A 23,016-nucleotide genomic window follows, 5' to 3' on the forward strand; every position below is an offset into this window, starting at 1 on the left:
CGTTCAGGGCGCCGGGAGCAGCCCGTCGGCGACCTCCCGGGCCGCGCGGATCGGCCCCCTCCCGCGCTCGACCACCGCCATCGCAGCCGCCCCCTCCAGAAGGATCATCAGGATCCCGGCGAGCGCCGGGGCCGGCTCGGCCGTCCCCAGCCGCTCGACCTGGGCCTGCAGGTAGCTGCGCAACGCGGTCTTGTGGTGCCGGACGACCTCGCGGGCCGGGTGGTCGAGGCGCGGCAGCTCGGAGGCCGCGTTGAGGAACGCGCAGCCGCGGAAGCCCTCCCGGGACTGCCAGGTCTCGTAGGCGTCGAACACGGCGAGGATCCGGTCCCGCGGCGACGCGTGGTCGGCGGTGATCCGGTCGATGTCGGACTGCCACCGGCGGTCGCGGTCCCGCAGGTAGGCGACGACGAGCCGGTCCTTCGAGCCGAAGTTCGTGTACAGGGCCGTCTTGGTGACGCCCGCCTCGGCGGCGACGGTGTCCACCCCGACCGCGTTGATGCCGTCCCGGTAGAAGAGCCGGGACGCGGCGTCGAGCACCTTCGCCCCGGCGTCGCCGCGCCGTGTGCGTGCCATACATCCTCCTGCAGTAAACCGAACTGTCTGTTCTGTTGACCGACTTTAGCAGCAGAAACAACACCGTCGATCGGCGCGAGTTGCAAACAAACATACCGGTCTGTTTACTAGCGGCATGACGGCGACCTGTGAACGGCCCGGACCTGCACCCGCCACCGACCGGCCCTGGTGGACCACCGCGCTGCTCGGCGCCGGGGTGATCGCGCTCTGCTACGGCGTCGCCCGCTACGCCTACGGACTGTTCGTGCCTCGCTTCACCGAGACGTTCGGCCTGACCCCGGCCGCGGTCGGCGTGCTCGGCGGGCTCTCCACGGCCGGCTACGTCCTCGGGCTGCTCGCCGCTCCGGCGCTGTCGGCGCGGTCGGCGCGCGGCGCCACGATCGCGGCCGCCGTCTCCGCGACGGTGGGGCTGCTGCTCATGGCCCTCGCACCCGGCGTGGTGGTGTTCGGTGCCGCGATCGTGGTGGCGGGGGCCGGGGCCGGCATCGCGACGCCCGGGGTGGCGCAGCTCGTCGTCGAGACGGTCGGTGCGGCCGCGCGCACCCGGGCACAGGCCTGGGCGAACACCGGCACCGGGGCGGGGCTCGCGTTGACCGCGTTCACGCCGCTGCTGCCGGGGGACTGGCGGGCCGTCTGGCTCGGGTTCGGTCTGGTCGCGGTCGTCGTCACCGCTGCCGCCGCGTGGTCGCTGCCGCGGGGGGTCCCCGAGGCGGCGCCCGCGCAGCGCGGGCACGACCGGGTGCTGCCGCTGCTGGCCGTCGCCGGGCTGCTGGGGCTGGTCAGCGCGCCGTACTGGACCTTCTCGACCGCGCGGCTCGACGAGCTCGGCGCCGGGCCGGTCGTCGGCACCGTCGCCTGGTGTGCGATCGGTGTGGTCGGTGTGGTCGGCGGCGCGGTGGGACGGGCGGCGCAGCGGTACGGGCTGCGAACGGTCGGGCTCGTCGTCTGGACCCTGTTCTCGGCCGGGATCGCCCTGCTCGCCCTGCCGGAGCCGGGCCTGGCCGGCGCGGTCGTCTCGGCGGGCCTGTTCGGCGCCGGCTACATCGGGCTGACCGGGCTGTGCATCCTGTGGGCCGCACACATCCTCCCGGGCGCTCCCGCACGCGCGGTCACGTGGGCGTGCCTCGCCCTGGGCGTCGGCCAGACGGTGGGCTCACCGCTCACCGGGGGGCTGGCCGGCCGGATCGGGACGGCGGGGACGTTCGCCGTCGCCGCCGCGCTGGGGCTGCTGGCCTGGGCTCAGCTGCACCCGCGGCTGGCGCCGCCGGACGCGGACCGGTCCTGGACGACGGCGTCCCCCGGCGCGGACGTGCCGCACCGGGGGACGGGTGTCAGCGACGGGCCGGGGCGCGGCCGTGCGTGACGGCGCTCCAGGTGTCGATGCCCACCCAGATCGCGCGGAGCACGTTCCCGGTGCGCCGGCCGGCGTCCCGCAGGGTCTCGGACCAGGACGGCATCGGGGTCTCGTGGGTGGTCATCGGCTACCTCCTCGTAGTGGTCGACGCGGACGCTGCTGTGTCCGAATCGCGCCACGAGAGTAGCTAATGAGACATGATTGCCTCAAGGGTGACCATCGTGTGTCACGCCTCATTCGCTCGGGGCAGCACCGGTGACAGGTCGCAGCAGCCGGGCGCATGCGCGTGACCAGCGCGGGCCACCCCGTGACGCGGCTCGGTCGCTGCGTCGCCCGCATGGTGGTTTCATGAACATTGCCCGCTTTTGATCTGGACATCCGGTTCAGGGGGCGCCGCACGCAGGAGGACCGATTGTTCAGCATCACCGTCCGGGACCACGTCATGGTGGCGCACAGCCTGCGCGGCGAGGTCTTCGGACCGGCGCAGCAGCGACACGGCGCGACCTTCCTCGTCGACGCCACCTTCCGGCGCCCTGAGCTGGACCCGGACGGGATCGTCGTCGACATCGGGCTGGCCACCGCGCAGCTCGCGGAGACGCTCGCCGACCTCAACCACCGCGACCTCGACGACCACCCCGAGTTCGCGGGCGTCAACACGACCACCGAGTTCCTGGCCCGGGCGATCGCGGACCGGCTCGCCGACCGCATCGGCGCGGGGAAGCTCGGCGGCAACGCCGGCGGGCTGACCGGCGTGACGGTGACGCTGCACGAGTCGCACGTCGCGTGGGCGAGCTACGAGCGGGACCTGTGACGGCTCCCGCACCGCCCCGCACCACGGGGCGTGCGGTGCACGTCGTCGTCCCCGCCGGGATCGACGACCCGCGTTCGCCGAGCGGCGGGAACCGCTACGACCGCGGTGTCTGCGCCGCGTTCGACCGTCCCGTGCGGGAGATCGCCGTCGTGGGCGGCTGGCCGGACCCGGACCGGGCCGCCCTCGAGCGGCTCGACGCGGCGCTCACGGGCGTCCCGGACGGCGGGTCGGTGCTGCTCGACGGGCTCGTCGCCTGTGCCGCGCCGGGGGTCCTCGCCCGTCACACCGGCCGGGTACGCGTGGTCGTCCTGGTGCACCTGCCGCTGGGCGACGAGCACGGGCTCGCCGCGGCGGTCGTCGCGGACCGCCGGGCCCGGGAGCGCGCGGCGCTGCACGCGGCAGCCGCCGTCGTCACCACCAGCCGATGGACGGCACGGCGGGTGGTCCGTCTGCACCAGCTGCCCCTCGCCCGCGTGCACGTCGCGTCGCCGGGGGTGGACCCTGCCCCGATGACGTCCGCGCACCCGGCCGGTACCCGGCTGCTCGCGGTCGGGGCGCTCACCCCGACCAAGGGCCACGACTTGCTGGTCGAGGCCCTCGCCCGCGTCGCCGACCGGGAGTGGACGTTGCGCCTGGCCGGGCCGCTCGACCGCGTCCCCGCGCACACCGCGGCCGTGCGCGCGGCGGTGGACCGGCACGGCCTGGCCGGGCGGATCACCCTCACCGGCCCGCTGACCGGCCCCGCCCTCGACGCCGCCTACGCCTCCGCGGACCTGCTCGTGCTGCCCTCGCGCACCGAGAGCTACGGGATGGTCGTCACCGAGGCGCTGGCCCGGGCCGTCCCGGTGATCGCCGCTGCGGTCGGCGGGGTGCCCGAGGCGCTCGGCGACGGTGGGCTGCTCGTCGACCCCGGCGACCGGGACGCGCTGGCCGGCGCGCTGCGGTCCTGGCTGACCGACCCGGGGATGCGGGCGGACCTGCGCGCCGCCGCCCGGGAACGCAGGGACCGGCTCGACGGCTGGGCCGACACCGCCCGCGCCCTCGGCGCGGTGCTGCCGTGAGCGCCGCCGCCGACCGCGGCATCGACCACACCGCCGTCCCGATCCAGGGTGCGGCGGGCAACCCGGTCTGCCCGCCGGAGTGGCTCGCCCTGCGCGAGCCCGCCGACGCCGACGCCCGCTCGACCGCGCTCGCCGACGCCGTCCGCGACCTCCTGCCGCCGGGTCCGCTGCTGGTGCGCGACCTCGGCTGCGGCACCGGGTCGATGGGCCGCTGGCTCGCCCCGCACCTCGCCCGGCCCGGTGGCCAGCACTGGGTCCTGCACGACCGCGACCCCGTCGTGCTCTCCCACGCCGTCGCGTCGCTACCCGGCGGTGTGACCGGTGAAGCCGGACCCGGCGACCTCACCGGGCTCGGCGCCGACGCGCTGGCCGGGACGTCGCTGATCACCGCCTCCGCGCTGCTCGACCTGCTCACCGCCGACGAGATGGACGCCCTGGCCGCCGCCTGCACCGCCGCCGGCTGCCCCGTGCTGTTCACCCTGACCGTGTCCGGCCGGGTCCGGCTGCACCCCGAGGACCCGCTCGACGCCGAGATCGGCGCCGCCTTCGACGACCACCAGCGCCGCGACGAGAACGGTCGGCGGATGCTCGGGCCGGACGCCCCCGCCGCCGCGGCGGCCGCGTTCGCCCGGCACGGCGCGCGGGTCCGCACCGCCGACTCGCCGTGGCGGCTCGGCCCCGACCGGCCCGCGCTGCTCCGCGAGTGGCTGGCCGGACGGCTCGATGCGGCGTGCGCGCAGCGTCCCGGCCTCGCCGCACACGCAGGCGCCTACCGCGACCGGCGCGAGCGCGCCCTCGACGCGGGGGAGCTCACCGTGTCGGTCGGCCACATCGACCTGCTGGTGGTCCCGGGGGAGCGGCCGTGAGACGCCGGGTGGGTCCGGCCCTGCGGCTGCTCGCCGGGGCCGGGTTGCTGGCCGCGCTGGTCGTGCAGGTCGGTGTCGGGCCGGTGCTGGAGCGGCTGCGCGGCGTGGGGCCGGCAGCGGTCGTCGCCGCGCTGCTGCTCGGCGCGGTCGCGACCGTGCTCAGCGCCTGGCGGTGGCGGATGGTCGCCCGCTCGATCGGGCTCGGCCTGACTGCGGGACGCGCCGTGGCCGACTGCTACGGCGCCACCTTTCTCAACTCGCTGTTGCCTGCCGGGGTCCTCGGCGACGTCCACCGCGCGGTCAGCCACGGGCGCAGCGAGGGGAACCTCGGCGCCGGGGTCCGGGCCGTGGTGTTCGAACGGGTCGCGGGGCACCTGGTCGCGGTGGCGGCCGTCGCCCTCGTCCTGGCGCTGCAGCCGGACCTGCTGCGGGCCGCGGCCGGCGCGGTCCCGGGCGGCGCGGTGCTGCCCGCGGTCGCCGTCGTGGCCGCGCTCGGCGGGGCCGGGTGGCTGCTGCTCGCCCGGCTCGGCCGCGTGTGGGCCGACGCGCGCACCGTGCTGCGCCCGCGCACCGCGACCGGGGTGGTGCTGACCTCGGCCGGGGCGCTGGCCTGCCACCTCACGCTGTTCGTGCTGGCCGCGCGGGCGGCCGGCGCGACCGCACCGCTCACCGTCCTGCTGCCGCTGCTGCTGGTCGCGTTGCTGGCGATGACGATCCCGCTGACCGTCGGCGGGTGGGGGCCGCGCGAGGCGGCCGCGGCGGCCGGGTTCGCCGCGGTCGGACTGCCCGCGGCCGAGGGGCTCGCCGCCGCCGTCGCCTACGGGGTGCTGGCGCTCGTCGGGGTCGCACCGGGCGCGCTCGTGGTGCTGCGGCGCCGCCGGGCGGCCCGGGAGACCGCGCCGTCAGCGCCCGGCGAGCGCCCGCAGGTGCCCCTCGAAGGCGACCACGAGCGCGTCGAGCAGGCCCCGGCCCTTGTCGGCGGTGGCGAGCGACGGCCGCCCCACCACACCGCCGGCGGAGTAGGCCCCGAGCCCGGTGGTGAGCAGGTGAGGCCGCTCGTCGGCGACGTGGTCGGCGGTGCGGTACGACGGCCGGACCTGGTCGGGGACGGTGTGCAGCAGGATCGAGGTCTCCAGCTCCCCGGCGTGCATGTCGGCGGTGTTCGAGGTCTCGCACCCGGCGGTCCGGCGGGCGGCGGTCCAGTCCTCGGAGACGGGGAACAGGGCCATGGGCAGCGGCCCGACCGAGGCCTCCTGGACGACGTTGCGCAGGACGTGGTTCCCGCCGTGCGCGTTGACCAGGACGAGTGCGGTGGTGCCGGAGGCGCGCAGCGAGGCGGCGACGTCGGAGACGACCGCGCCGAGCGTCGCCGCGGAGATGCTCACGGTGCCCGCCCACGCGGCGTGCTCGTGGGAGCAGGAGATCGTCAGTGGTGGCAGGACGCGCACGGGGTGGGTCTGCGCGATCCGGGCGGCCACCGCGGACGCCACGAGGGTGTCGGTGGTCAGGGGCAGGTGCGGTCCGTGCTGCTCGAGGCTCCCGACCGGGAGCAGGGCCACGGAGGCACCTCGCTCCCGGACGTCCTCGGTGGTGTCGACCGGGAGGGGATTCACGCAGGCGAGGCTCTCACGGCCCTGCCCGATCATGGAGGAGCAACGGTGTACGACGACCGACACGAGTTCGCCGAGTCCCGGTTGACCACGCGGCACGGGGAGTTCCGTGCGATCGCCTTCCGCGAGTACGAGGGCGGTCCCGAGCACCTCGCGCTGGTGCACGGCGACCCCGCGGACGTGGAGGCGCCGCTGGTGCGGATGCACTCCGAGTGCCTCACCGGTGACGTCTTCGGCGCGCGGCGCTGCGAGTGCGGGGCGCAGCTGTCGATCGCGATCGACGCCGTCGTCCGCGCGGGCCGCGGCGTGATCGTCTACCTGCGCGGGCACGAGGGCCGCGGCATCGGCCTGCTCGCGAAGATCCGCACACACGTGCTGCAGGACGAGGACGGCCTGGACACCATCGACTCGGCCGTCGCGCTGGGCCTGCCGGTGGACGTGCGCGACTTCGGGGCCGCCGCCGTCGTGCTGCGCCACCTCGGGATCGGTCGGGTGCGGCTGTTGTCCAACAGCCCGGCGAAGGTCGAGGCGCTGACCGGGTACGGCATCGTCGTCACCGAGCTGGTGCCGGTGCTGGAGCCTGCCGACGAGCACAACGTGCGGTACCTGACCGCCAAGCGCGACCGGCTCGGGCACGTCCTGCCGCAGGTCGACGCCGCGCCGGACGCGCCGCGCGGCCACACCGCGACCGGCTACTGACCCCCGTGGTGCGACACCCGAAGGCACAGCGACGGCGGCCCGTCCGCCGCCATCGTGGCGAGCACGGTGGGCAGCTGGTCGAGCGTGCAGTCGCCGCCGACCAGGGCGTCGAACCGGGGGTCGGCAAGCAGCCGCAGCGCCAGCGCCATCCGGTCGCCGTAGCCGCGGCGCGCCCGGCGCGGGGACACCGTGCCGACCTGGCTGGCGCGGATGGTGAGCCGGCGGCTGTGGAACGCCCCGCCCAGCGGCAGCGGCACCGAGCGGGTCCCGTACCAGCTGAGCTCGACCACCTCGCCCTCCGGTGCGAGCAGCTCCAGCGAGCGGTCCAGGCCGGCGGGGGTGGCGCTCGCGTGCACGACGAGGTCCCGGTCGCCCTCGGCGTCGTCGGGAGAGGCGAACCCGACGCCGAGCGCCGCGGCGACGGCGGCCCGGTCCGGGTCGGGGTCGACGAGCTGCACCCGCGCGCCGGGCAGCCCGGCCAGGACCGCGGCCACCGACGCCCCGACCATCCCCGCCCCGACGACGGCGATCCGGTCGCCGACCAGCGGGGCGGCGTCCCACACCGCGTTCACGGCGGTCTCGACGGTGCCGGCGAGCACCGCGCGCGCGGCGGGCACGTCGTCGGGGACGACGGTGACCGCGTCGGCGGGCACCACGAACCGGCTCTGGTGCGGGTACAGGCAGAACACGGTCCGCCCGGCGAGCTCCGGCGGGCCCTGCTCGACCTCGCCCACCGCGAGATAGCCGTACTTCACCGGGGCGGGGAAGTCGCCGTCCTGGAACGGCGCGCGCATCCGCTCGTGCTCGGACTCCGGGACCTCGCCGCGGAACACCAGGGTCTCGGTGCCGCGGCTGACCGCGGTGTACCGGGTGCGCACGAGCACCTCGTCCGGCCCGGGGTCGGGCACCGGCACCGTCCGGATCTCGCCGTGCCCCGGTGCGGCCAGCCAGAACGCCCGTGCCTCGTGCCCCACTCCACCGTCCCCGATCCCGGCGCGCGGCGCACCGACGGCCCCGACAGTATCCGGACGTATCGGGCGCCTGCCCGGTACGTGGAGGTGATCTGATGGACCGGCCGCACGTGCTGGCGTCGGTCGCGATGTCGCTGGACGGCTACATCGACGACGCCGGTCCCGACACGCTGGTGCTCTCCGACGCGGGCGACCTCGACCGCGTCGACGCCGTACGCGCCGGGGTGGACGCGATCCTGGTCGGCGCGGGGACCGTGCGCGCCGACGACCCGCGGCTGCTGGTGCGCTGCGCGGAGCGCCGGGCCGGGCGGGTCGCCGACGGCCGCCCGCCGTCGCCGCGGCGGGTCGTGCTGACCACCGGGTCCTCGCTGGACCCGGCGGCGCGGGTGTTCACGGGCGGGGACGCGCCGCTGGTGTTCACCGCGGGCCACGCGGCCCCCGCACTGCGGGACCTGCTCGGCGACGCCGCCGAGGTCGTCGCCGCGGGGGACCCGCCGGACCCGTGCGCGGTGCTCGACGACCTGGCCGCCCGCGGCGTGCGACGGCTGCTGGTCGAGGGCGGGGGCGGCGTGCACACCGCGTTCCTCACCGCCGGGCTGGTCGACGAGCTGCACGTGGTCGTCGCGCCGTTCTTCGTCGGTGACGCCCGCGCCCCCCGCTTCGTGCACGACGGCCGGTTCCCGCAGTGCCCGCAGCGCGGCATGTCCCTGGTCGAGGCACGCCCGATGGGCGACCTGGTGCTGCTGCGCTACCGCGCGCCCTGACCGGTCACGAGAACGCGGCCAGGAAACGGTCCCGGAACTCGGCCATCAGCCACGGCGGTGCGTCCGGCGGCGGGAGCAGCCCGGGCGTCCAGCCCCAGTCGTCGATGCGGTCCAGCACGTCGGTGTCGCGGGTGATGACCGAGACGGGGACGTCGGAGCCCGCACCGGGCCCGGACACCGTCGCGCCGGGCTCGTGGTCGCCCAGCATCAGGACGACGAGGTCCCGGTCGTCCTCCGGGCGGTCGGCGACCCAGCCGGTGGCGCTGCGCAGCGCGTACTCCAGCGAGGTCAGGTAGTCCCCGCGCAGCGTCTCCCGGTCCAGGGAGAAGATCGTGTCGTAGGACTGCTGGCCGCCGGCGTACGGCCCGTAGACGGCGCCGTCGCCGATCCCGGCCGGGTCCAGCAGCGGCGGCACCGGCGACCACGGCGCGTGGCTGGAGGTCAGCACCACGGTGCCGAGCACCGGGCCCCGGTCGGGGCGGTCGAGCTCGAGCCGGGAGAACGCGTCGAGGGTGTACTGGTCGGGCATCGGGGACCAGCTGAACGGCGGGCCGGCGTAGCCGAGGTCGTCGCCGGCGTACACCCGCTGGTGGCCGAAGAACGCTGCCTCGGGCCACTCCCGCGTCGTCGCCGGGGTGATCACGGTGGTCTCCCACCCGGCGTCGCGGAACGCGCGGGGAAGCGTCAGCCGGTCGGACGCGGTGAGCCGGTCGTGCGCGCCCTGGTCGGCGATGGAGAGCCCGGAGAACAGCGTCGCGTGGGCGAGCCAGCTGCCGCCGCCGTTGATCGGTGCGGTGAGCACGCCGCTGCGCGCGCCGTACCCGGCCGCGGTGAGGCGGGCGTCGGCCTCGGCGAGGACCGGCCGGATCCGGGGCGCCATCGCGGGGGCGTTCTGGGCATTGCGGCCGTAGCTCTCCACGAAGGTGATCACGACGTCCTTGCCGCGCAGCGCGGACAGCAGCGCGTCGGGCGGGGCGCCGTCCCAGCCGTCGCGGGCCAGGCTCTCGGTGAGCTCGCGGCGCTCCCGCAGCGTCTCGGGGACCTGCTGGGCACGGTGCGCGACCTCGGCGACGCCGTCGGCGGCGGCCACCGGCACCCCGGGGACCAGGCGGGCGTCGGCGACCGTGCCCACGACGAGCCAGGCCGCGGCCAGCAGCGCGGCGACGCCGACGGTGGCCCGCCGGTGCCGGGCCGCGAGCTGTCCGAGCCGGACGGCCGCGGCGGCCGTCGCCACGACCAGGCCCACCGCGACGACGGCGGCGAGCACCACGACCGCCGTCCCGGCCGCGCCGGCGGTGCCCTGCAGGAAGTCGTGTGCGTTGCCCAGCAGCGACCAGTCGGACACGGCGTCGAACCGGCGGCCCTGGAAGGCGAGGAACCCGATGTCGGCCAGCTTGAGCAGCCCGAGGGCGGCCAGCAGCGCCCCGGCCAGGGCGGCGGCGACCCACCGGGCCCGGCCGGGCAGCAGCGCGAGCACCGCCGCCCCGAGGACCGCCTCGATCGGCAGCCGCAGCAGCCCGGCCGGGTCGAGGGCGGCCGGGTCGGCGGGCAGTACCAGGATCCCACCGACGAGCGCGAGGCAGAGCGTGGTGAGCAGCGCGGCACCGGCCCGGCGGGCGTGGAACGGGTGCCGTTCGGCGGCCCGCCACAGCTGCACCACCGACACCCCGAACGACCACACCAGCGCAGCCAGCGCCATCCCGACCGCGGTGAGCGCGACGGCGTCGGGCAGCACCCCGGCCGCGGTCACCACGAGCACGATCCCCTGCAGGGCGGCGACGACCTTGGCCGAGTAGCGCGGCGGGAGCTCGCCGCGCAGCCACGGCGCGACCCGCCCGGCGGCGACGAAGGCGTAGCGCAGCAGGCCCAGCGCGGTGACCCACCACTGCCCGGTCGTCGCCGCGACGTGCGCCGACAGCACCATCAGCAGGAAGGCGTCGGTCTCCATGTCGAACCGGGCGCCCAGCGCGGTCTCCGTGCCGGTGCGGCGCGCGACCGGGCCGTCGACGCCGTCGAGGACGAGCGCGACGCCGACGAGCGCCACGAGCGCCACGGTCCCGGCGCCGTCCAGCCCGACCAGCGCGACGACGGCCACGGCGAGCGCCCCGCGGGCCACCGTGACCACCCCGGCCGGGCCGAGCGTGCGCTCCCCGGCGCGGCGCGCGGCCCGCAGCAGCAGCGCCGCGGCGACGGCGCCGACGACGGCCGCGCCGGTGACCCGCAGGGCGCCGGCGCCGGTGGTCGGTACGAGCACGGTGAGGACGGCCGCGAGCAGCGCCGCGCCCGCCGCGATCTGGAGGGCGACGGGGGCGGTGGCGGCGGTGCCGTGGGTCTTCCGGAGCATCAGGTGTCCAGCATGCCCGACTTGTCCGGTGAGCGACCCGGCGGTGCGGTCAGGCGGGCACGTGGCGGGCGTAGACGTCGCCCGAGCGGCCCAGCGGGCGGCGCCGGTCGAGCAGGGCGCGGAGCTCGGCGGCGTCGACCCAGCGGTCACCGGCCGAGGTGTCCCAGGTCATCGTCTCGACGGGGGAGTAGCGGTAGACGTAGCGGCCCAGGGCCTCGATGCGGGCGAGCGACTCCAGGGTCGCGTCGTGCGCGGCGGGCAGGTACTCCACCGACAGCGCGGGCAGCGGGCGCGACAGCCCGTCGAGGACGTCGGCCTCGAAGCCCTCGACGTCGATCTTGCAGAAGGCCGGGACGCCGTGCTCGGCGATGAGCGCGTCGAGCGTGCTGACCGGCACCTCGATCGAGGAGTCCCAGGTCACCCGGCTGAACCCGGCGTCGTCGGCGACGGTGTCGCGCCAGCGCTGCGACAGCGTCGAGACGGTGGGGGTGGCGCGGGAGACCCCGAGGCGGGCGGTGCCCGCCGCGGCGCCGAGCGCGAGGGGCAGGACGGTCACGGCGTCGTCGCGGCCGAAGAACAGGCGCAGCAGCCGGGTGAAGTCCGGCTGCGGCTCGACGGCGACCACCCGCGCCCCCAGGGCCCGCCAGGCACGCACCCGGTTGCCGGCGTGCGCGCCGACGTCGAAGGCGAGGTCGCCGGGACGCAGGAACGCGGAGTAGAAGCGGCGCATCCGGCGCTGCCGGCCCGGGATCCCGTGGTAGGTCGCGAGCGAGCGGGCGATGCCGGAGGCACGGGTGAGCACGCCCCGAGCGTAGTGGACGAACGAGGAGGAAACGGACTCGACGGTCAGGGGGTGGCCGGGCTGCGGCCGGCGGTCTCCACGACCCCGGCCAGCAGCGTCCGCTCGGTGACCCCGACGATCTCCTGCCGGCCGAGCCTGCCGTCGTGCGCGGCGAGCACCGCCCGGGTCAGCAGGGCGTAGAGCGCCTCGGTCATCCACGTCGCGGACTGGGTCACGCAGAAGGCCCCGCTCCGCTGGCCGCGCCGGAACAGCTCGACGAGCAGGGTGTCCATCTCGGCGTAGCGGGCCAGGACCTCGTCGCTGGACTGGATGCGCTCGGCGAGCACCCACAGGTCCACCGAGGGCAGCAGGCCGACGATGACCCGGCGCACCGCCTCGATCGGGTCGCCCTCGTCGGTCCGGGCCTCCCGGATCGCGGCGATCCCGCGCTCCACGCCCATCTCGCTGAGCTCGGAGAGCAGGGCCTCCCGGCCGTCGACGAGCCGGTGCAGGGTCGCCCGGCTGATGCCGGCGCCGGTCGCGATCTCCGACATCGACGCGGCCGGGTTCTGCACGAGCACGGTCGCGGCCGCGAGGAGCACGTCGTTCCGCTCGATGGCCACGCCGGAGACGGTAGACCTCTCGGCGTCAGACCATCGCAGCCGTTCCGACCTGCGGATTCGCGCTGAAGAAGCGGACCATCGCGTCGACGTGCCCGGTGAACGGCGGGCAGTGGACGCCGAGCCCGCCGAGCATCGCCGTCGTCGCGTCGGTGTCGTAGTGCGACGGGTGGGTCAGGTACTCCAGCGTGCTCGACGGGACCTGGAACAGCCGTCCGACGCCGGGTACGTGGTCGATGGAGAACGCGGCGAGCCCGACCGGCATCGGCACCACGCGCAGCTGCTTGCCGAGCCGGTCGGCGAAGACCTCGCACATCTCGGTCACCGTCGGCGGGGCCGGCTGGGCCAGCGCGAACGTCCGGTTCACCGCCGGGCCGTGCCCGGCCAGCGCGGCGATCCCGTCGACGACGTAGTCCGAGGGCACCAGGTTGAACCGGGTCCGCGACGCGGCGCGGGGGAGCGGCGCGAACGCCGTCCGGCCCTGCCGGGCCAGCAGCTGGAGCAGGTAGTAGGGGCCGTCGAACTTCTGCGTCGCACCGGTCACCGAGTCCCCGACGACGACCGAGGGCCGGTAGACCGACACCGGCAGGCCGGCGTCGCGGGCCTTCGCCACGACGCGCTCGGCCTCGTGCTTGGTGTGGTCGTAGTGGTTGGCGAAGGGCTGGCCGAGCTCCAGGTCGGTCTCGGAGAAGATGCCGTCGTAGCGGCCCGAGACGTAGCAGGTCGACACGTACTGCAGCCGGACCAGCTGCGACGCGGCCTCGGCGAACCGCACGACGTGCCGGGTGCCCTCGACGTTCACCCGCCAGGCGACGTCCGCCGGCACCGAGAGGTCGTAGACCGCGGCCAGGTGGAAGATCTCCAGCGGTCCGCCGAGCAGGCGCTCGCGCTCGACCTGCTCCAGTCCCAGCCCGTCGACGGTGATGTCCCCGACGACGAGGTCGGTGCGCCCGGCGATCTCCGGCGCCTCGCGCTCGATCCGGGCCAGCGTCGTGCGGGCCTGGTCGAGGAACTTCGCCTGCACCAGTGCGACCGCGCGCGCGTCGGGCGCGCGGCGCAGCGTCCGCGGCAGCAGGGCCGACCCGAGGAACCCCGGGAACCCGGTGAACAGCACGACACCCACGGGTGCACCGCCTCTCGCGCGGCGTCCGTGCCGCATCGTCGCTCGTCGGGACGGTATCCGGTACCGGCCGTACCGTCCGGGTGGGTGTGACCTAGATCAGCGTCGACGCGTGGTCGGGCACGTCGCGCTGCACCTCGCGCGGCGGGCGCTCGTAGCCCGTCGACGGCTTCCGGTCCGGCAGCGTCAGCACCTGTCGCGCCACCGGCTCCCAGGGGATCGACCCGAGCAGGTGGTGGATCATGTTGATCCGCGCGTTGCGCTTCTGCTCGGCCTCGACGATCCACCACGGTGCGGACTCGGTGTCGGTGTGGATCAGCATGTCGTCGCGGGCGCGGGAGTAGTCGTCCCAGCGGGTCATCGACTCGAGGTCCATCGGCGAGAGCTTCCACTGCTTGAGCGGGTTCTCCAGCCGTTCGGCGAACCGTCGCGCCTGCTCCTCGGCGCTGACCGAGAACCAGTACTTGCGCAGGTGGATGCCGTCCTCGACGAGCATGTTCTCGAACACCGGCGCCTGGCGCAGGAAGCGGCGGTACTCGGTCTCGGTGCAGAACCCCATCACCCGCTCGACGCCGGCGCGGTTGTACCAGGACCGGTCCATCAGCACGATCTCGCCGGCCGCGGGCAGCTGCTCGACGTAGCGCTGGAAGTACCACTGCCCCTTCTGGCGCTCGGTCGGCGCGGGCAGCGCGACGATCCGGGTGAACCGCGGGTTGAGGTACTGGGTGACCCGCTGGATCGCCCCGCCCTTGCCCGCGGCGTCGCGTCCCTCGAAGACAACGACCACCCGTGCGCCCGACGCCCGGACCCACTCCTGCATCTGCAGCAGCTCGCCCTGCAGGCGGAGCAGCTCGGCGTCGTAGACCTTGCGCGGCAGCTTCGGGGTGCTCACCGGCCCAGCCAACCAGAAGGCGGGGTGACGTGGCGGACAGCGCGGTGGGCTGGCGCGTCGCCTATTTACTCGTCTAGCGTTTTTATTCGCGACGACGACGCCGCCTCCCTGTCCCGCCACTCCCCGGAGGAGGCACCCGATGCGTGCCGTCACCACCCGTCCCGCCTTCGCGCTCGCCGCACTCGCCGTCGGCGCCTTCGCCATCGGCACCGGCGAGTTGGTGATCATGGGCCTGCTGCCCGACGTCGCCGGCGGGCTCGCGGTCGGCATCCCCGACGCGGGCCGGCTGATCTCGGCGTACGCGGTCGGCGTCGTCGTGGGGGCCCCGCTGCTGGTCGCGGCGGCGAACCGGTTCCCGCGCAAGCACGTCCTCATCGGACTCATGGCCGGCTATGCCGCGTTCAACGTGCTGTCCGCCGTCGTGCCCGGCTACCTGCCGGTGCTCGCCGCACGGTTCCTCGCCGGGCTGCCGCACGGCGCCTTCTTCGGGATCGGCGCCGTCGTCGCGGGCGGGCTCGTGAGCGCCGACCGCCGGGCCCGCGCGATGGCGACGATGTTCGCCGGGCTGACCCTGGCCAACGTCGCGGGCGTCCCGGCCGGGACCCTGCTCGGCCAGCAGTTCGGGTGGCGGCCGGTGTTCGGCGTCGTCGGGGTGATCGCCGCGGTCGCCGCGGTGGCCGTCGCCGCCTGCGTCCCCGACGTCCGCGACGCCACCCCGGTGCGCCTGCGCGCCGAGCTGCGCGCCCTCACCCACCGTCCGGTGTGGACGGCGCTGCTGGTCGCGACGGTCGGCGGGGCCGCGCTGTTCAGCACCTACAGCTACATCACCCCGATGCTGGTCGAGGTCGCCGGGTTCACCCCGACCGAGGTCACGCTGCTGCTCGCGTTGTTCGGCGTCGGCATGACCGTCGGGAACCTGGTCGGCGCCCGCCTGGCCGACATCGCGACCATGCCGACGATCTACGGCGCACTCGTCGCCGACGCCGTCGTCGCGTTGCTGTTCGTGCCTGCCCTGCAGAACCAGGCGACCGCGGTCGTCGCCCTGTTCGCCTTCGCCGTGACGACGTTCGCGCTGGTCCCGGCGGTGCAGCTGCGGATCATCAGCGGCGCCGGTGACGCGCCGAACCTGGCCTCGGCGGCCAACCAGGCCGCCTTCAACGTCGCCAACGCGATCGGGGCCGCGCTGGGCGGCATCGTGATCGCGGCCGGGTTCGGCTACGCCTCGCCGAACGTCGTCGCGGCCGGGCTGGCCGTGGTCGGGCTGGTCGTCGCGGTGCCGGCCGGGCGTGGGGACCGGACGGCGGCGTCCCGGGCGCGCGCGGTCGCCGCGGCGGTGTGACGGGGTTCAGTGCCCGGCGCGACGCAGCGCCTCGGCGAACACCTCGGTGATGGCGGCGTAGCCGCGGTCGTTGGGGTGGAACCGGTCGGAGGCGAGCTTGCCGCGCCAGTGCCGCGTCCGCGGGTCCCGCAGCTCGGCCAGCACCAGCCCGCGGCGCCGCACGGCGTCGTCGATCAGGCCGTTGACCTGCACCGCCGCGGCGAAGGTGCCCGGCTGGTTGCCGACGACCGTGCCGCGCGGGAGCCGGTCGAGCAGGGCCGCGTACCGGCTCCCGACGCCCTCCTGGTGCTTGGGCTGCATCAGGTCGTTCGACCCGATCAGGCACAGCAGCAGGTCCGGGTGCAGCCGCAGCGCCGCCGGGAGCTGCGCGTCGAGGACGTCGTCGACGCGGGCGCCGTACTGGGACAGGTTGACCGTGCGCCAGCCCGGCAGCAGCCCGACCAGCTGCCCGAACCAGCCGCACTCCGGGGCCGACGCGCCGACGCCCTGGGCCATCGAGTCGCCCAGCGCGACGCACAGCGGCCCGGTCCGGGCGAGCTCGGTGCGGTTGCGCTGCTCCCAGTACGCGGCGTAGGGCTCGATCTGCTGCTGCACCCGGCGGATCGCGGGCACGAACCGGGACACCGCGGTGATCACCCGGCCCGGCGGGCGCCCGGTCCGGTTGGAGAAGCCGAGATCGCCCGCGTCGGTCACGTCCCCAGTGAAGCAGAGACCGTCATCGCACCGTCGTCTCCCCGTGCGCGATCCGCGCGGTCAGCGGGGTGTCGGGGAACGACCGCAGGCTCCGCTTGAGCTCGGCGAACCCGGGCCAGGTGGCGAGGGTGTACGTCGCGTCCCACAGCCGCAGCGCGTCCTCGCCGAACGGCACGGAGTCGATCACCGGCCCGAACAGGGCCGGCCCGTCCGGCGGGGAGAACGACAGGATCGGGGTACCGACGTCGTCGCCGCACCGCCGCCGGGCCTCCGCCACGTTCGCGGCGAGGCCCTCGTCGAGGTCGGTGCCCGTCGCGGCGTCGGCCAGGGCAGGGTCCAGGCCGAGGTCCTCCAGCACCGGACGCAGGTCCCGCTGCTGCGCCATGACGCGCATGACCGGGTCGAAGCCCTCGCCGTCGGGTGCGGGGGAGTCCCACACCAGCTCGCCGAACCGGGTGTAGAGGTCCCCGACGACCCCGGGGCCCGCCACCGCCTCGGCCGCGGCGATCACCCGCAGCATCTCCAGGCCGCGGAGGTGGGAGTCCGGGTAGGACTCCGAGACCTTCCGCCGCTCCTCGTAGGAGATGCCCTCGTTCAGCATCGCCAGCGGCAACGGGCGCCAGTGCACCGCCAGCTCGCGACGACGGCCCACCTCCACCACCCAGCGGGACGTGACCCAGCAGAACGGGCAGATCGGGTCGAAGAAGAACTCGAGTTCGTCGCTCATCCCACCGGGTACCCGTTCGGGGTGCCTGCAGTGCCGCGCAGGCGCGACGGGGCCCGACCCGCGACGGACCGCTCCGGACCACACGACCCGGCGTGCGGCGGCGCTCCCACGGAGATCGACCTACGGTGGGTCCATGACGACCGTGGCACTGCTGGGAACCGGGATCATGGGCGCCGGGATGGGGCACAACATCCTCGCGGCCGGGCTGGACCTGCGGGTCTGGAACCGGACCGCGGCGAAGGCGCAGCCGCTCGCGGACGCGGGCGCGGCCCTGCACACCGATCCGGCCGACGCCGTGCGCGGCGCCGACGTGGTCGTGACGATGCTGGGGGACGCCGACGACGTCACCGCCGTCCTGGAGCAGGCCGCCGGCGGTCTCGCGCCGGGCCAGGTGTGGCTGCAGACGACCACCGTCGGCGTCGAGCCGTTCGACGGGCTCCGCGCGATCGCCGGGCGCCACGGCCTGACCCTGCTCGACGCGCCGGTGCTCGGCACCCGAGCGCCCGCCGAGTCCGGGCAGCTCGTCGTGTTCGTCGCCGGCGACCCCGCGGCGCGTCCGGTCGTCGACCCGGTGCTCGACGCCGTCGGCAGGCAGACCGTCTGGGTCGCCGAGGACAACACGACCGCCCAGGCGAGCCGGCTCAAGCTCGTCGCCAACAGCTGGGTGCTGGCGATCACCGCAGCGACGGGGGAGTCCGTCGCGCTGGCCCAGGGACTCGGCGTGGACCCGCAGGCCTTCCTCGACGCCGTCGCCGGCGGTCCGCTGGACCTGCCCTACCTGCAGAACAAGGCGAAGGCGATCCTCGACGACGACTTCACGCCCAGCTTCACCGTCGACAACGCGGCCAAGGACGCGGGCCTGATCGTCGCCGCGGCGGAGGCCTCGGGCACCCGGCTCGACGTCGCGCCCGCGGTGCGGGACCGGCTGCGGCGGGCGTCGGAGCGCGGGCACGGCGGCGACGACATGGCCGCCGCCTACAAGGCGTCCTGATCGCCGGGCGCTGATCACCACCCGCTGATCAGGGCCTGCTCAGGTTCCTCTCAGAGCCGTCGGCGAGACTGGCGCCCATGCGCATTCTGGTGGTCGACGACGACAAGGCGGTCCGAGACTCGCTGCGTCGTTCGCTGGCCTTCAACGGCTACCAGGTCGACCTCGCCGAGGACGGCCAGGTCGCGCTGGACAAGATGCTCACCGACCGGCCCGACGCGCTCGTCCTGGACGTGATGATGCCGCGCGTCGACGGGCTGGAGGTGTGCCGGCGGTTGCGCAGCGCCGGTGACGCGCTCCCGATCCTCGTGCTCACCGCCCGCGACGCGGTGTCGGACCGGGTCGCCGGGCTCGACGCCGGCGCCGACGACTACCTGCCCAAGCCGTTCGCGCTGGAGGAGCTGCTCGCCCGGCTGCGGGCGCTGCTGCGCCGCCGCACCCCGGACGCCGACGGCGACGCGGGCACCAGCCCCGCGCTCACCTTCGGCGACCTGTCGCTGGACCCCGACACCCGCGAGGTGTCCCGGGGCGGACGGCCGATCAGCCTCACCCGCACCGAGTTCTCCCTGCTGGAACTGTTGCTCGCGCACCCGCGCCGGGTCCTGACCCGCGCCCAGATCCTCGAGCAGGTGTGGGGCTACGACTTCCCGACCAGCGGCAACGCCCTGGAGGTCTACGTCGGCTACCTGCGCCGCAAGACCGAGGCCGAGGGCGAGCCCCGGCTGATCCACACCGTGCGCGGGGTCGGCTACGTCCTGCGGGACACCCCGCCGTGACCCAGCTGCTCCCGCCCGACGAGGAGCGGGCCGAGCGCTGGTGGCGCCGCGGGCCCGCGGCCGAGCCGGACCGCGAGCGGTTCACGCTGCGCGCCCGGATCGGGGTGCTCGCCGCACTCGTCGCCGCCGCGATGGTGCTGCTCGTGTCCGCCGCCGCGTTCCTCGTCGTGCGCCAGAACCTCACCAGCTCGCTGGACGAGACGCTGCGCCAGCGCGCCTACGCCGCGGCGCAGAGCGACCTGATCGACCCGCGGCTGCTCGCCGCGCTCCCGCCCGACGTGCTCGGCGCGGCCGACCTGCACATCGCGCTCGTCTACTCCTCGGGCGTCGCGACCTCGGCGGACGAGTCGTCACGGCCGCCGCTGGGCGAGCCTGAGATCGAGGTCGCCCAGGGCGGGCCGACCCAGCCGGGCCGCACCGCCGAGCTCGACGGCGTGCCGTACCGGATCGTCGCGGTCCGGGCCGGGGACGGCCGCGCGCTGGTGCTGGCCCAGCGGCTGGACACGATGACCCGGGTGGTGACCCGGATGGGCACCGCGCTGCCGATCGTCGGGCTGGGTGGCGTCGTGCTGGCCGCGCTCGCCGGGGTCGCCGTCGCCCGGACCGGGCTGCGGCCGGTGCTGCGGCTGACCGCGGCGACCGAACGCGTGGCCAAGACCGGTGACCTGCGCCCGATCCCCGTCTCCGGGTCCGACGAGCTCGCCCGGCTCACCCAGTCGTTCAACACGATGCTCGGCGCGCTGGCCGCGTCGCGGGAACAGCAGCGCCGGCTCGTCGCCGACGCCGGGCACGAGCTGCGCACCCCGCTGACCTCGCTGCGCACCAACCTGGAGCTGCTCGCCTCCGCCGACCGGCCGGACACCCCCGACCTGCCCGCCCAGGACCGCACCGAGCTGCTCGACGACGTCCGCGCCCAGGTCGAGGAGCTGTCCCACCTCGTCGGGGACCTCGTCGAGCTCGCCCGCGACGACGCCCCGACCATGACCAGCGAGGCACTGGAGCTCACCGAGATCGTCGACCGCGCCCTGGACCGGGTGAAGCGACGCGCGGGGGAGGTCGAGTTCGACGTCCACCGCACCCCGTGGATCCTCGACGGCGACGCCAGCGCCCTCGAACGGGCCGTGCTGAACCTGCTCGACAACGCCGTGAAGTGGAGCCCGCCCGGCGGCACGGTGCGGCTGTCGATGGTGCCGATCTCGCCGGAGTGGCTGGTCATCGAGGTGGCGGACGCGGGTGACGGGATCGCCGCGGAGGACCTGCCGCACGTGTTCGACCGCTTCTACCGGGCCGACACCTCGCGGACCATGCCCGGCTCCGGGCTGGGGCTGTCGATCGTCGCGCAGGCGGCGGCACGGCACGGGGGAGAGGTGCGGGCCGGGCGCGCCCCGGAGGGCGGTGCGCTGCTCTCGATGGCCCTGCCGGGCCGGTACGTGGCGGAGCCGGACAGCCCATAGCCTGGTGTGACACGACGTGACACAGCGGTGACACGACGGACGGAGACGACGGACGGTGGACGCATGACCCAGGACAACCCGCCCGACGAGCCGACCCGCACCGGAGCGGGGACGTCCGGCGGGGCCTCCGGGGACGCGGCCGGCCGCGAGGGCGGGCCCTCCGCCACCGCGGGAGCGGCCGGGTCCTCCGGCGACGCCGCCCCCGAGCAGGACGGGCCACGGTCGTCCTCGCCGGGGTCCTCCGCCGACGGGTCCGCGTCGGACGGGATCACCGACGCTCCGGCCACCGACGCTCCGGCCACCGGCTCGCCGGGCGCCGCCGGGGACGGCACCGGAGCGGGCCCGGCCGGGGACACCGCCGCGGCCGGCGCGGGCGGCGGGTCCGCGACGACGCCCGCGACCGCCGACGGCGACGGCGACGCGTCCACCCGGTCCGGCACGACCGCCGCGGCGACCGCGGCCGGGGCGTCGCCCGCTGTCCCGGCGGACGAGGACGCCACCCCGCAGCACGACCACGGCCCCGACACCGAGGCCGTCTCCACCCAGGACCCGCCCACCGACCGCTGGGCCGTGCCCGCCAACCCGTGGGCCCGCCCCGGCTCCACCGCCGCGGACGCGCCCGTCGCGGGATCCGACGGTGCCGCGCCCGACGCGGCCGCCCCGGACCTCCCGACCGACACGACGCCGGTGCCGGCGGACGGCACCCGGGAGCTCCCGGCGCACCTGGACGCGACCGGCGCGGCCGCCCCCGGCGAGCCTGCCCCGCCCCCGTGGGCGGTCGGTGCGCCGCCCGCACCGCGCCGTCCGTCCGGCCGCGGCCGCCGGGGTGTCGTCCTGGTCGCGGCCGGGCTGCTCGTCGCGCTGGTCGCGGGTGCCCTCGGCGGCCTGATCGGCGCGCGCCTCGCAGGCGGATCGGGGGGCACGGCGCCGTCCGGCTCGGTCGAGGCCGTCGCCGAGAAGGTGCTGCCCGCCGTCGTGCAGATCCGCGTCGACGGCGGAGCGGGCAACGTCGGTGACCGCGGCGAGGGCTCCGGCATGATCGTCGGCAACGACGGCCTGATCCTCACCAACAACCACGTCGTCGCCCCGGCGGCCCAGGGCGGCACGCTGCGCGTGGTCCTGCAGGACGGCCGCACCGCCATCGGGACGATCCTCGGGCAGGACCCGCAGTCCGACATCGCGCTCGTGCGCACGGACCTGCCGGGCCTGAGCACGGTCGAGCTCGGCGACTCCGACCGCGTCCGGGTCGGTCAGCAGGTCACCGCGTTCGGGTCGCCGCTCGGGCTCGGCGGGTCGGTCACCACCGGCATCGTCTCGGCCGTCGACCGGGCCGTCGGCATCCCCGCCGAGTCGGGCGCGCCGGGGGCGGGCGACACCGTGCTGAACGCGATCCAGACCGACGCCGCGATCAACCCCGGCAACTCCGGGGGCCCGCTCGTGGACTCCGACGGCAGGGTCGTCGGCATCAACTCCGCCATCGCGACCGCCGGGCCGGGCGGCGGCTCGATCGGCGTCGGTTTCTCCATCCCGATCAACCAGGCCCGCCGGATCGCCGACCAGCTGCGCGGCGGCGGCAAGGCCACGCACGCCGTGCTCGGCGTGACCGTCGGCAACGACCCGCAGCTGCGCGGCGCGGTGATCCAGGAGGTCACGCCGGACGGCGCGGCCGCGAAGGCCGGGCTGCGCCTGCAGGAGATCGTCGCCCGGCTCGGCGACCAGCGGATCACCACCGGCACCGATCTGCAGGCCGCGGTGCGGTCGCAGCCGCCGGGCAGCGTCGTCCAGCTGGACGTCGTCGACGCCGGCGGGGCGACCCGGACCGTCGAGGTGACACTCGGCGAGCAGTGAGGGCCTGCCCGGGTGCAGTCCGTCCGACCGGACGGGGCCGGGTGGGTGGCACACACCGCACGTCGTTGACGGGTGAAGAACCGGCGTGATGGGGTGTCCCCGTATTCGATGGTGCCCCACCGAATACGCCCGGAGCGTCGTGTCGGTGCCGGTCCCCCCTCCCCGCACCGGCACGGCCTCCCCCGGGGCCGCGTCCCGGCCGACGCTAGGGTGACCGCCATGGAGATGTCGGGTCCGCAGATCGGCCGTGCCCTCGTGGTGATCGTCGACGACCGGGTCAGCGCGGGTGAGCGGTCCGACGGCACCGGGCCGCTGGTCACCGAGCTGCTGGAGGAGGCCCACTTCCTCGTCGACGGCGTGGTCTCGGCCCCCGGCGACGTGGTGGCCATCCGCAGCGCGCTGAACACCGCCGTGATCGGCGGCGTCGACCTGGTGGTGACCGTCGGCGGCACGGGCGTGTCGCCCCGTGACGTCACCCCGGACGCCACCACCGGTGTCCTCGACCGGCCGGTGCCGGGGATCGCCGAGGCCATCCGCGCCTCCGGCCTCGCCGCCGGTGCGGTCGACGCCGGGGTGTCCCGTGGGGTCGTCGGCGTCTCGGGCAGCACGCTGGTGGTCAACCTGGCGGCGTCCCGCGCCGCCGTCCGCGACGGCATGGCGACGCTGACCCCGCTGGTCCCGCACGTCATCTCGGAGCTCTCCGGCCTCGACGACTGACCCCCTGC

At 75.7% G+C, this 23,016-nt stretch carries 23 protein-coding genes and 1 pseudogene; 13 read left to right on the forward strand and 11 right to left on the reverse strand.

The annotated features are described in order from the left end of the window. Positions 1-3 precede the first annotated feature (3 nt). Complete coding sequence (locus ZF1_RS03880; RefSeq protein WP_357437658.1) at positions 4-573, reverse strand: TetR/AcrR family transcriptional regulator; 570 nt, start codon at positions 571-573, stop codon at positions 4-6. Positions 574-688: 115 nt separating this feature from the next. Between ZF1_RS03880 and ZF1_RS03885 the strand changes: the two genes are divergently transcribed. Continuing rightward, entirely contained in the window at positions 689-1,936 is a 1,248-nt protein-coding gene (locus ZF1_RS03885) for a YbfB/YjiJ family MFS transporter (RefSeq protein WP_357437655.1), read from the forward strand. Here ZF1_RS03885 and ZF1_RS03890 read toward each other — a convergent pair. Then, positions 1,905-2,051: a hypothetical protein gene (locus ZF1_RS03890; protein WP_157818460.1), complete on the reverse strand. Its 147-nt coding sequence runs from the start codon at positions 2,049-2,051 to the stop codon at positions 1,905-1,907. The two genes, ZF1_RS03885 and ZF1_RS03890, sit on opposite strands and share 32 nt — an antisense overlap. Positions 2,052-2,339: 288 nt before the next feature. Here ZF1_RS03890 and ZF1_RS03895 point away from each other — a divergent pair, with 288 nt between their 5' ends. The 4 genes and pseudogenes from ZF1_RS03895 to ZF1_RS03910 form a co-directional block, all read left to right on the forward strand. Beyond that, entirely contained in the window at positions 2,340-2,738 is a 399-nt protein-coding gene (locus ZF1_RS03895) for a 6-pyruvoyl trahydropterin synthase family protein (RefSeq protein ID WP_073577581.1), read from the forward strand. Next, positions 2,735-3,799, forward strand: coding sequence for a glycosyltransferase family 4 protein (locus ZF1_RS03900; protein ID WP_357437652.1), 1,065 nt, complete (start codon positions 2,735-2,737; stop codon positions 3,797-3,799). Before ZF1_RS03895 ends, ZF1_RS03900 begins: the two co-directional genes overlap by 4 nt. 41 nt (positions 3,800-3,840) lie before the next feature. Beyond that, complete coding sequence (locus ZF1_RS03905; RefSeq protein ID WP_379673746.1) at positions 3,841-4,665, forward strand: class I SAM-dependent methyltransferase; 825 nt, start codon at positions 3,841-3,843, stop codon at positions 4,663-4,665. Between the two features lie 8 nt (positions 4,666-4,673). Beyond that, positions 4,674-5,504, forward strand: a pseudogene (locus ZF1_RS03910) (lysylphosphatidylglycerol synthase domain-containing protein); the annotation flags it as partial. Between the two features lie 63 nt (positions 5,505-5,567). Here the strand turns inward: ZF1_RS03910 and ZF1_RS03915 are convergent. Continuing rightward, complete coding sequence (locus tag ZF1_RS03915) at positions 5,568-6,311, reverse strand: creatininase family protein (RefSeq protein ID WP_073577781.1); 744 nt, start codon at positions 6,309-6,311, stop codon at positions 5,568-5,570. A gap of 12 nt (positions 6,312-6,323) precedes the next feature. Between ZF1_RS03915 and ZF1_RS03920 the strand changes: the two genes are divergently transcribed. Continuing rightward, positions 6,324-6,974 (forward strand): GTP cyclohydrolase II, encoded by a 651-nt coding sequence (locus ZF1_RS03920; RefSeq protein ID WP_073577782.1) that lies wholly within the window; start codon positions 6,324-6,326, stop codon positions 6,972-6,974. Here the strand turns inward: ZF1_RS03920 and ZF1_RS03925 are convergent. Continuing rightward, positions 6,968-7,948, reverse strand: a complete 981-nt coding sequence (locus ZF1_RS03925) for a zinc-dependent alcohol dehydrogenase (RefSeq protein WP_357437646.1) — start codon at positions 7,946-7,948, stop codon at positions 6,968-6,970. The two genes, ZF1_RS03920 and ZF1_RS03925, sit on opposite strands and share 7 nt — an antisense overlap. Positions 7,949-8,040: 92 nt before the next feature. Between ZF1_RS03925 and ZF1_RS03930 the strand changes: the two genes are divergently transcribed. Further along, complete coding sequence (locus ZF1_RS03930) at positions 8,041-8,709, forward strand: RibD family protein (RefSeq protein ID WP_357437644.1); 669 nt, start codon at positions 8,041-8,043, stop codon at positions 8,707-8,709. Positions 8,710-8,713: 4 nt separating this feature from the next. Here the strand turns inward: ZF1_RS03930 and ZF1_RS03935 are convergent, their stop codons facing one another. The 5 genes from ZF1_RS03935 to ppk2 all read right to left on the reverse strand — a co-directional run bounded on the left by ZF1_RS03935 (position 8,714) and on the right by ppk2 (position 14,466). Then, positions 8,714-11,053: a CDP-alcohol phosphatidyltransferase family protein gene (locus ZF1_RS03935; RefSeq protein ID WP_482636496.1), complete on the reverse strand. Its 2,340-nt coding sequence runs from the start codon at positions 11,051-11,053 to the stop codon at positions 8,714-8,716. A 49-nt stretch (positions 11,054-11,102) separates the two neighbouring features. Next, positions 11,103-11,855 (reverse strand): FkbM family methyltransferase, encoded by a 753-nt coding sequence (locus ZF1_RS03940; RefSeq protein ID WP_161151229.1) that lies wholly within the window; start codon positions 11,853-11,855, stop codon positions 11,103-11,105. Between the two features lie 44 nt (positions 11,856-11,899). Next, positions 11,900-12,457, reverse strand: coding sequence for a TetR/AcrR family transcriptional regulator (locus tag ZF1_RS03945; RefSeq protein WP_179761107.1), 558 nt, complete (start codon positions 12,455-12,457; stop codon positions 11,900-11,902). A 25-nt stretch (positions 12,458-12,482) separates the two neighbouring features. Beyond that, the gene (locus ZF1_RS03950; protein ID WP_482636497.1) at positions 12,483-13,577 is read right to left on the reverse strand and encodes an SDR family oxidoreductase; all 1,095 of its coding nucleotides are present in this window, start codon (positions 13,575-13,577) and stop codon (positions 12,483-12,485) included. 91 nt (positions 13,578-13,668) lie between these two features. Continuing rightward, a complete protein-coding gene (gene ppk2, locus ZF1_RS03955; RefSeq protein ID WP_482636498.1) occupies positions 13,669-14,466 on the reverse strand; it encodes a polyphosphate kinase 2 in 798 nt (265 codons plus the stop codon). 139 nt (positions 14,467-14,605) lie between these two features. Here ppk2 and ZF1_RS03960 point away from each other — a divergent pair, with 139 nt between their 5' ends. Further along, the gene (locus ZF1_RS03960) at positions 14,606-15,805 is read left to right on the forward strand and encodes an MFS transporter (protein WP_482636499.1); all 1,200 of its coding nucleotides are present in this window, start codon (positions 14,606-14,608) and stop codon (positions 15,803-15,805) included. 6 nt (positions 15,806-15,811) lie between these two features. On the opposite strand, the gene ZF1_RS03965 is transcribed toward ZF1_RS03960, so the two are convergent. Both ZF1_RS03965 and ZF1_RS03970 read right to left on the reverse strand, forming a co-directional pair. Beyond that, positions 15,812-16,498 (reverse strand): SGNH/GDSL hydrolase family protein, encoded by a 687-nt coding sequence (locus ZF1_RS03965; RefSeq protein WP_253068904.1) that lies wholly within the window; start codon positions 16,496-16,498, stop codon positions 15,812-15,814. Positions 16,499-16,520: 22 nt separating this feature from the next. Then, the gene (locus ZF1_RS03970; protein ID WP_346101738.1) at positions 16,521-17,225 is read right to left on the reverse strand and encodes a mycothiol-dependent nitroreductase Rv2466c family protein; all 705 of its coding nucleotides are present in this window, start codon (positions 17,223-17,225) and stop codon (positions 16,521-16,523) included. 133 nt (positions 17,226-17,358) lie between these two features. Between ZF1_RS03970 and ZF1_RS03975 the strand changes: the two genes are divergently transcribed. From ZF1_RS03975 to ZF1_RS03995, 5 genes are all read left to right on the forward strand, one after another. Continuing rightward, positions 17,359-18,216: an NAD(P)-dependent oxidoreductase gene (locus tag ZF1_RS03975; protein ID WP_226364516.1), complete on the forward strand. Its 858-nt coding sequence runs from the start codon at positions 17,359-17,361 to the stop codon at positions 18,214-18,216. 77 nt (positions 18,217-18,293) lie between these two features. After that, a complete protein-coding gene (locus ZF1_RS03980; protein ID WP_062400160.1) occupies positions 18,294-18,989 on the forward strand; it encodes a response regulator transcription factor in 696 nt (231 codons plus the stop codon). 5 nt (positions 18,990-18,994) lie between these two features. Continuing rightward, complete coding sequence (locus ZF1_RS03985; protein WP_235975300.1) at positions 18,995-20,443, forward strand: sensor histidine kinase; 1,449 nt, start codon at positions 18,995-18,997, stop codon at positions 20,441-20,443. 63 nt (positions 20,444-20,506) lie between these two features. Next, on the forward strand, positions 20,507-22,291 hold the full coding sequence (locus ZF1_RS03990) for a S1C family serine protease (protein ID WP_482636500.1): 1,785 nt from the start codon (positions 20,507-20,509) through the stop codon (positions 22,289-22,291). A gap of 225 nt (positions 22,292-22,516) precedes the next feature. Continuing rightward, positions 22,517-23,008 (forward strand): MogA/MoaB family molybdenum cofactor biosynthesis protein, encoded by a 492-nt coding sequence (locus ZF1_RS03995; protein WP_373324192.1) that lies wholly within the window; start codon positions 22,517-22,519, stop codon positions 23,006-23,008. Positions 23,009-23,016 lie beyond the last annotated feature (8 nt).

It is taken from the genome of Pseudonocardia sp. ZF1 (genome assembly GCF_056835605.1).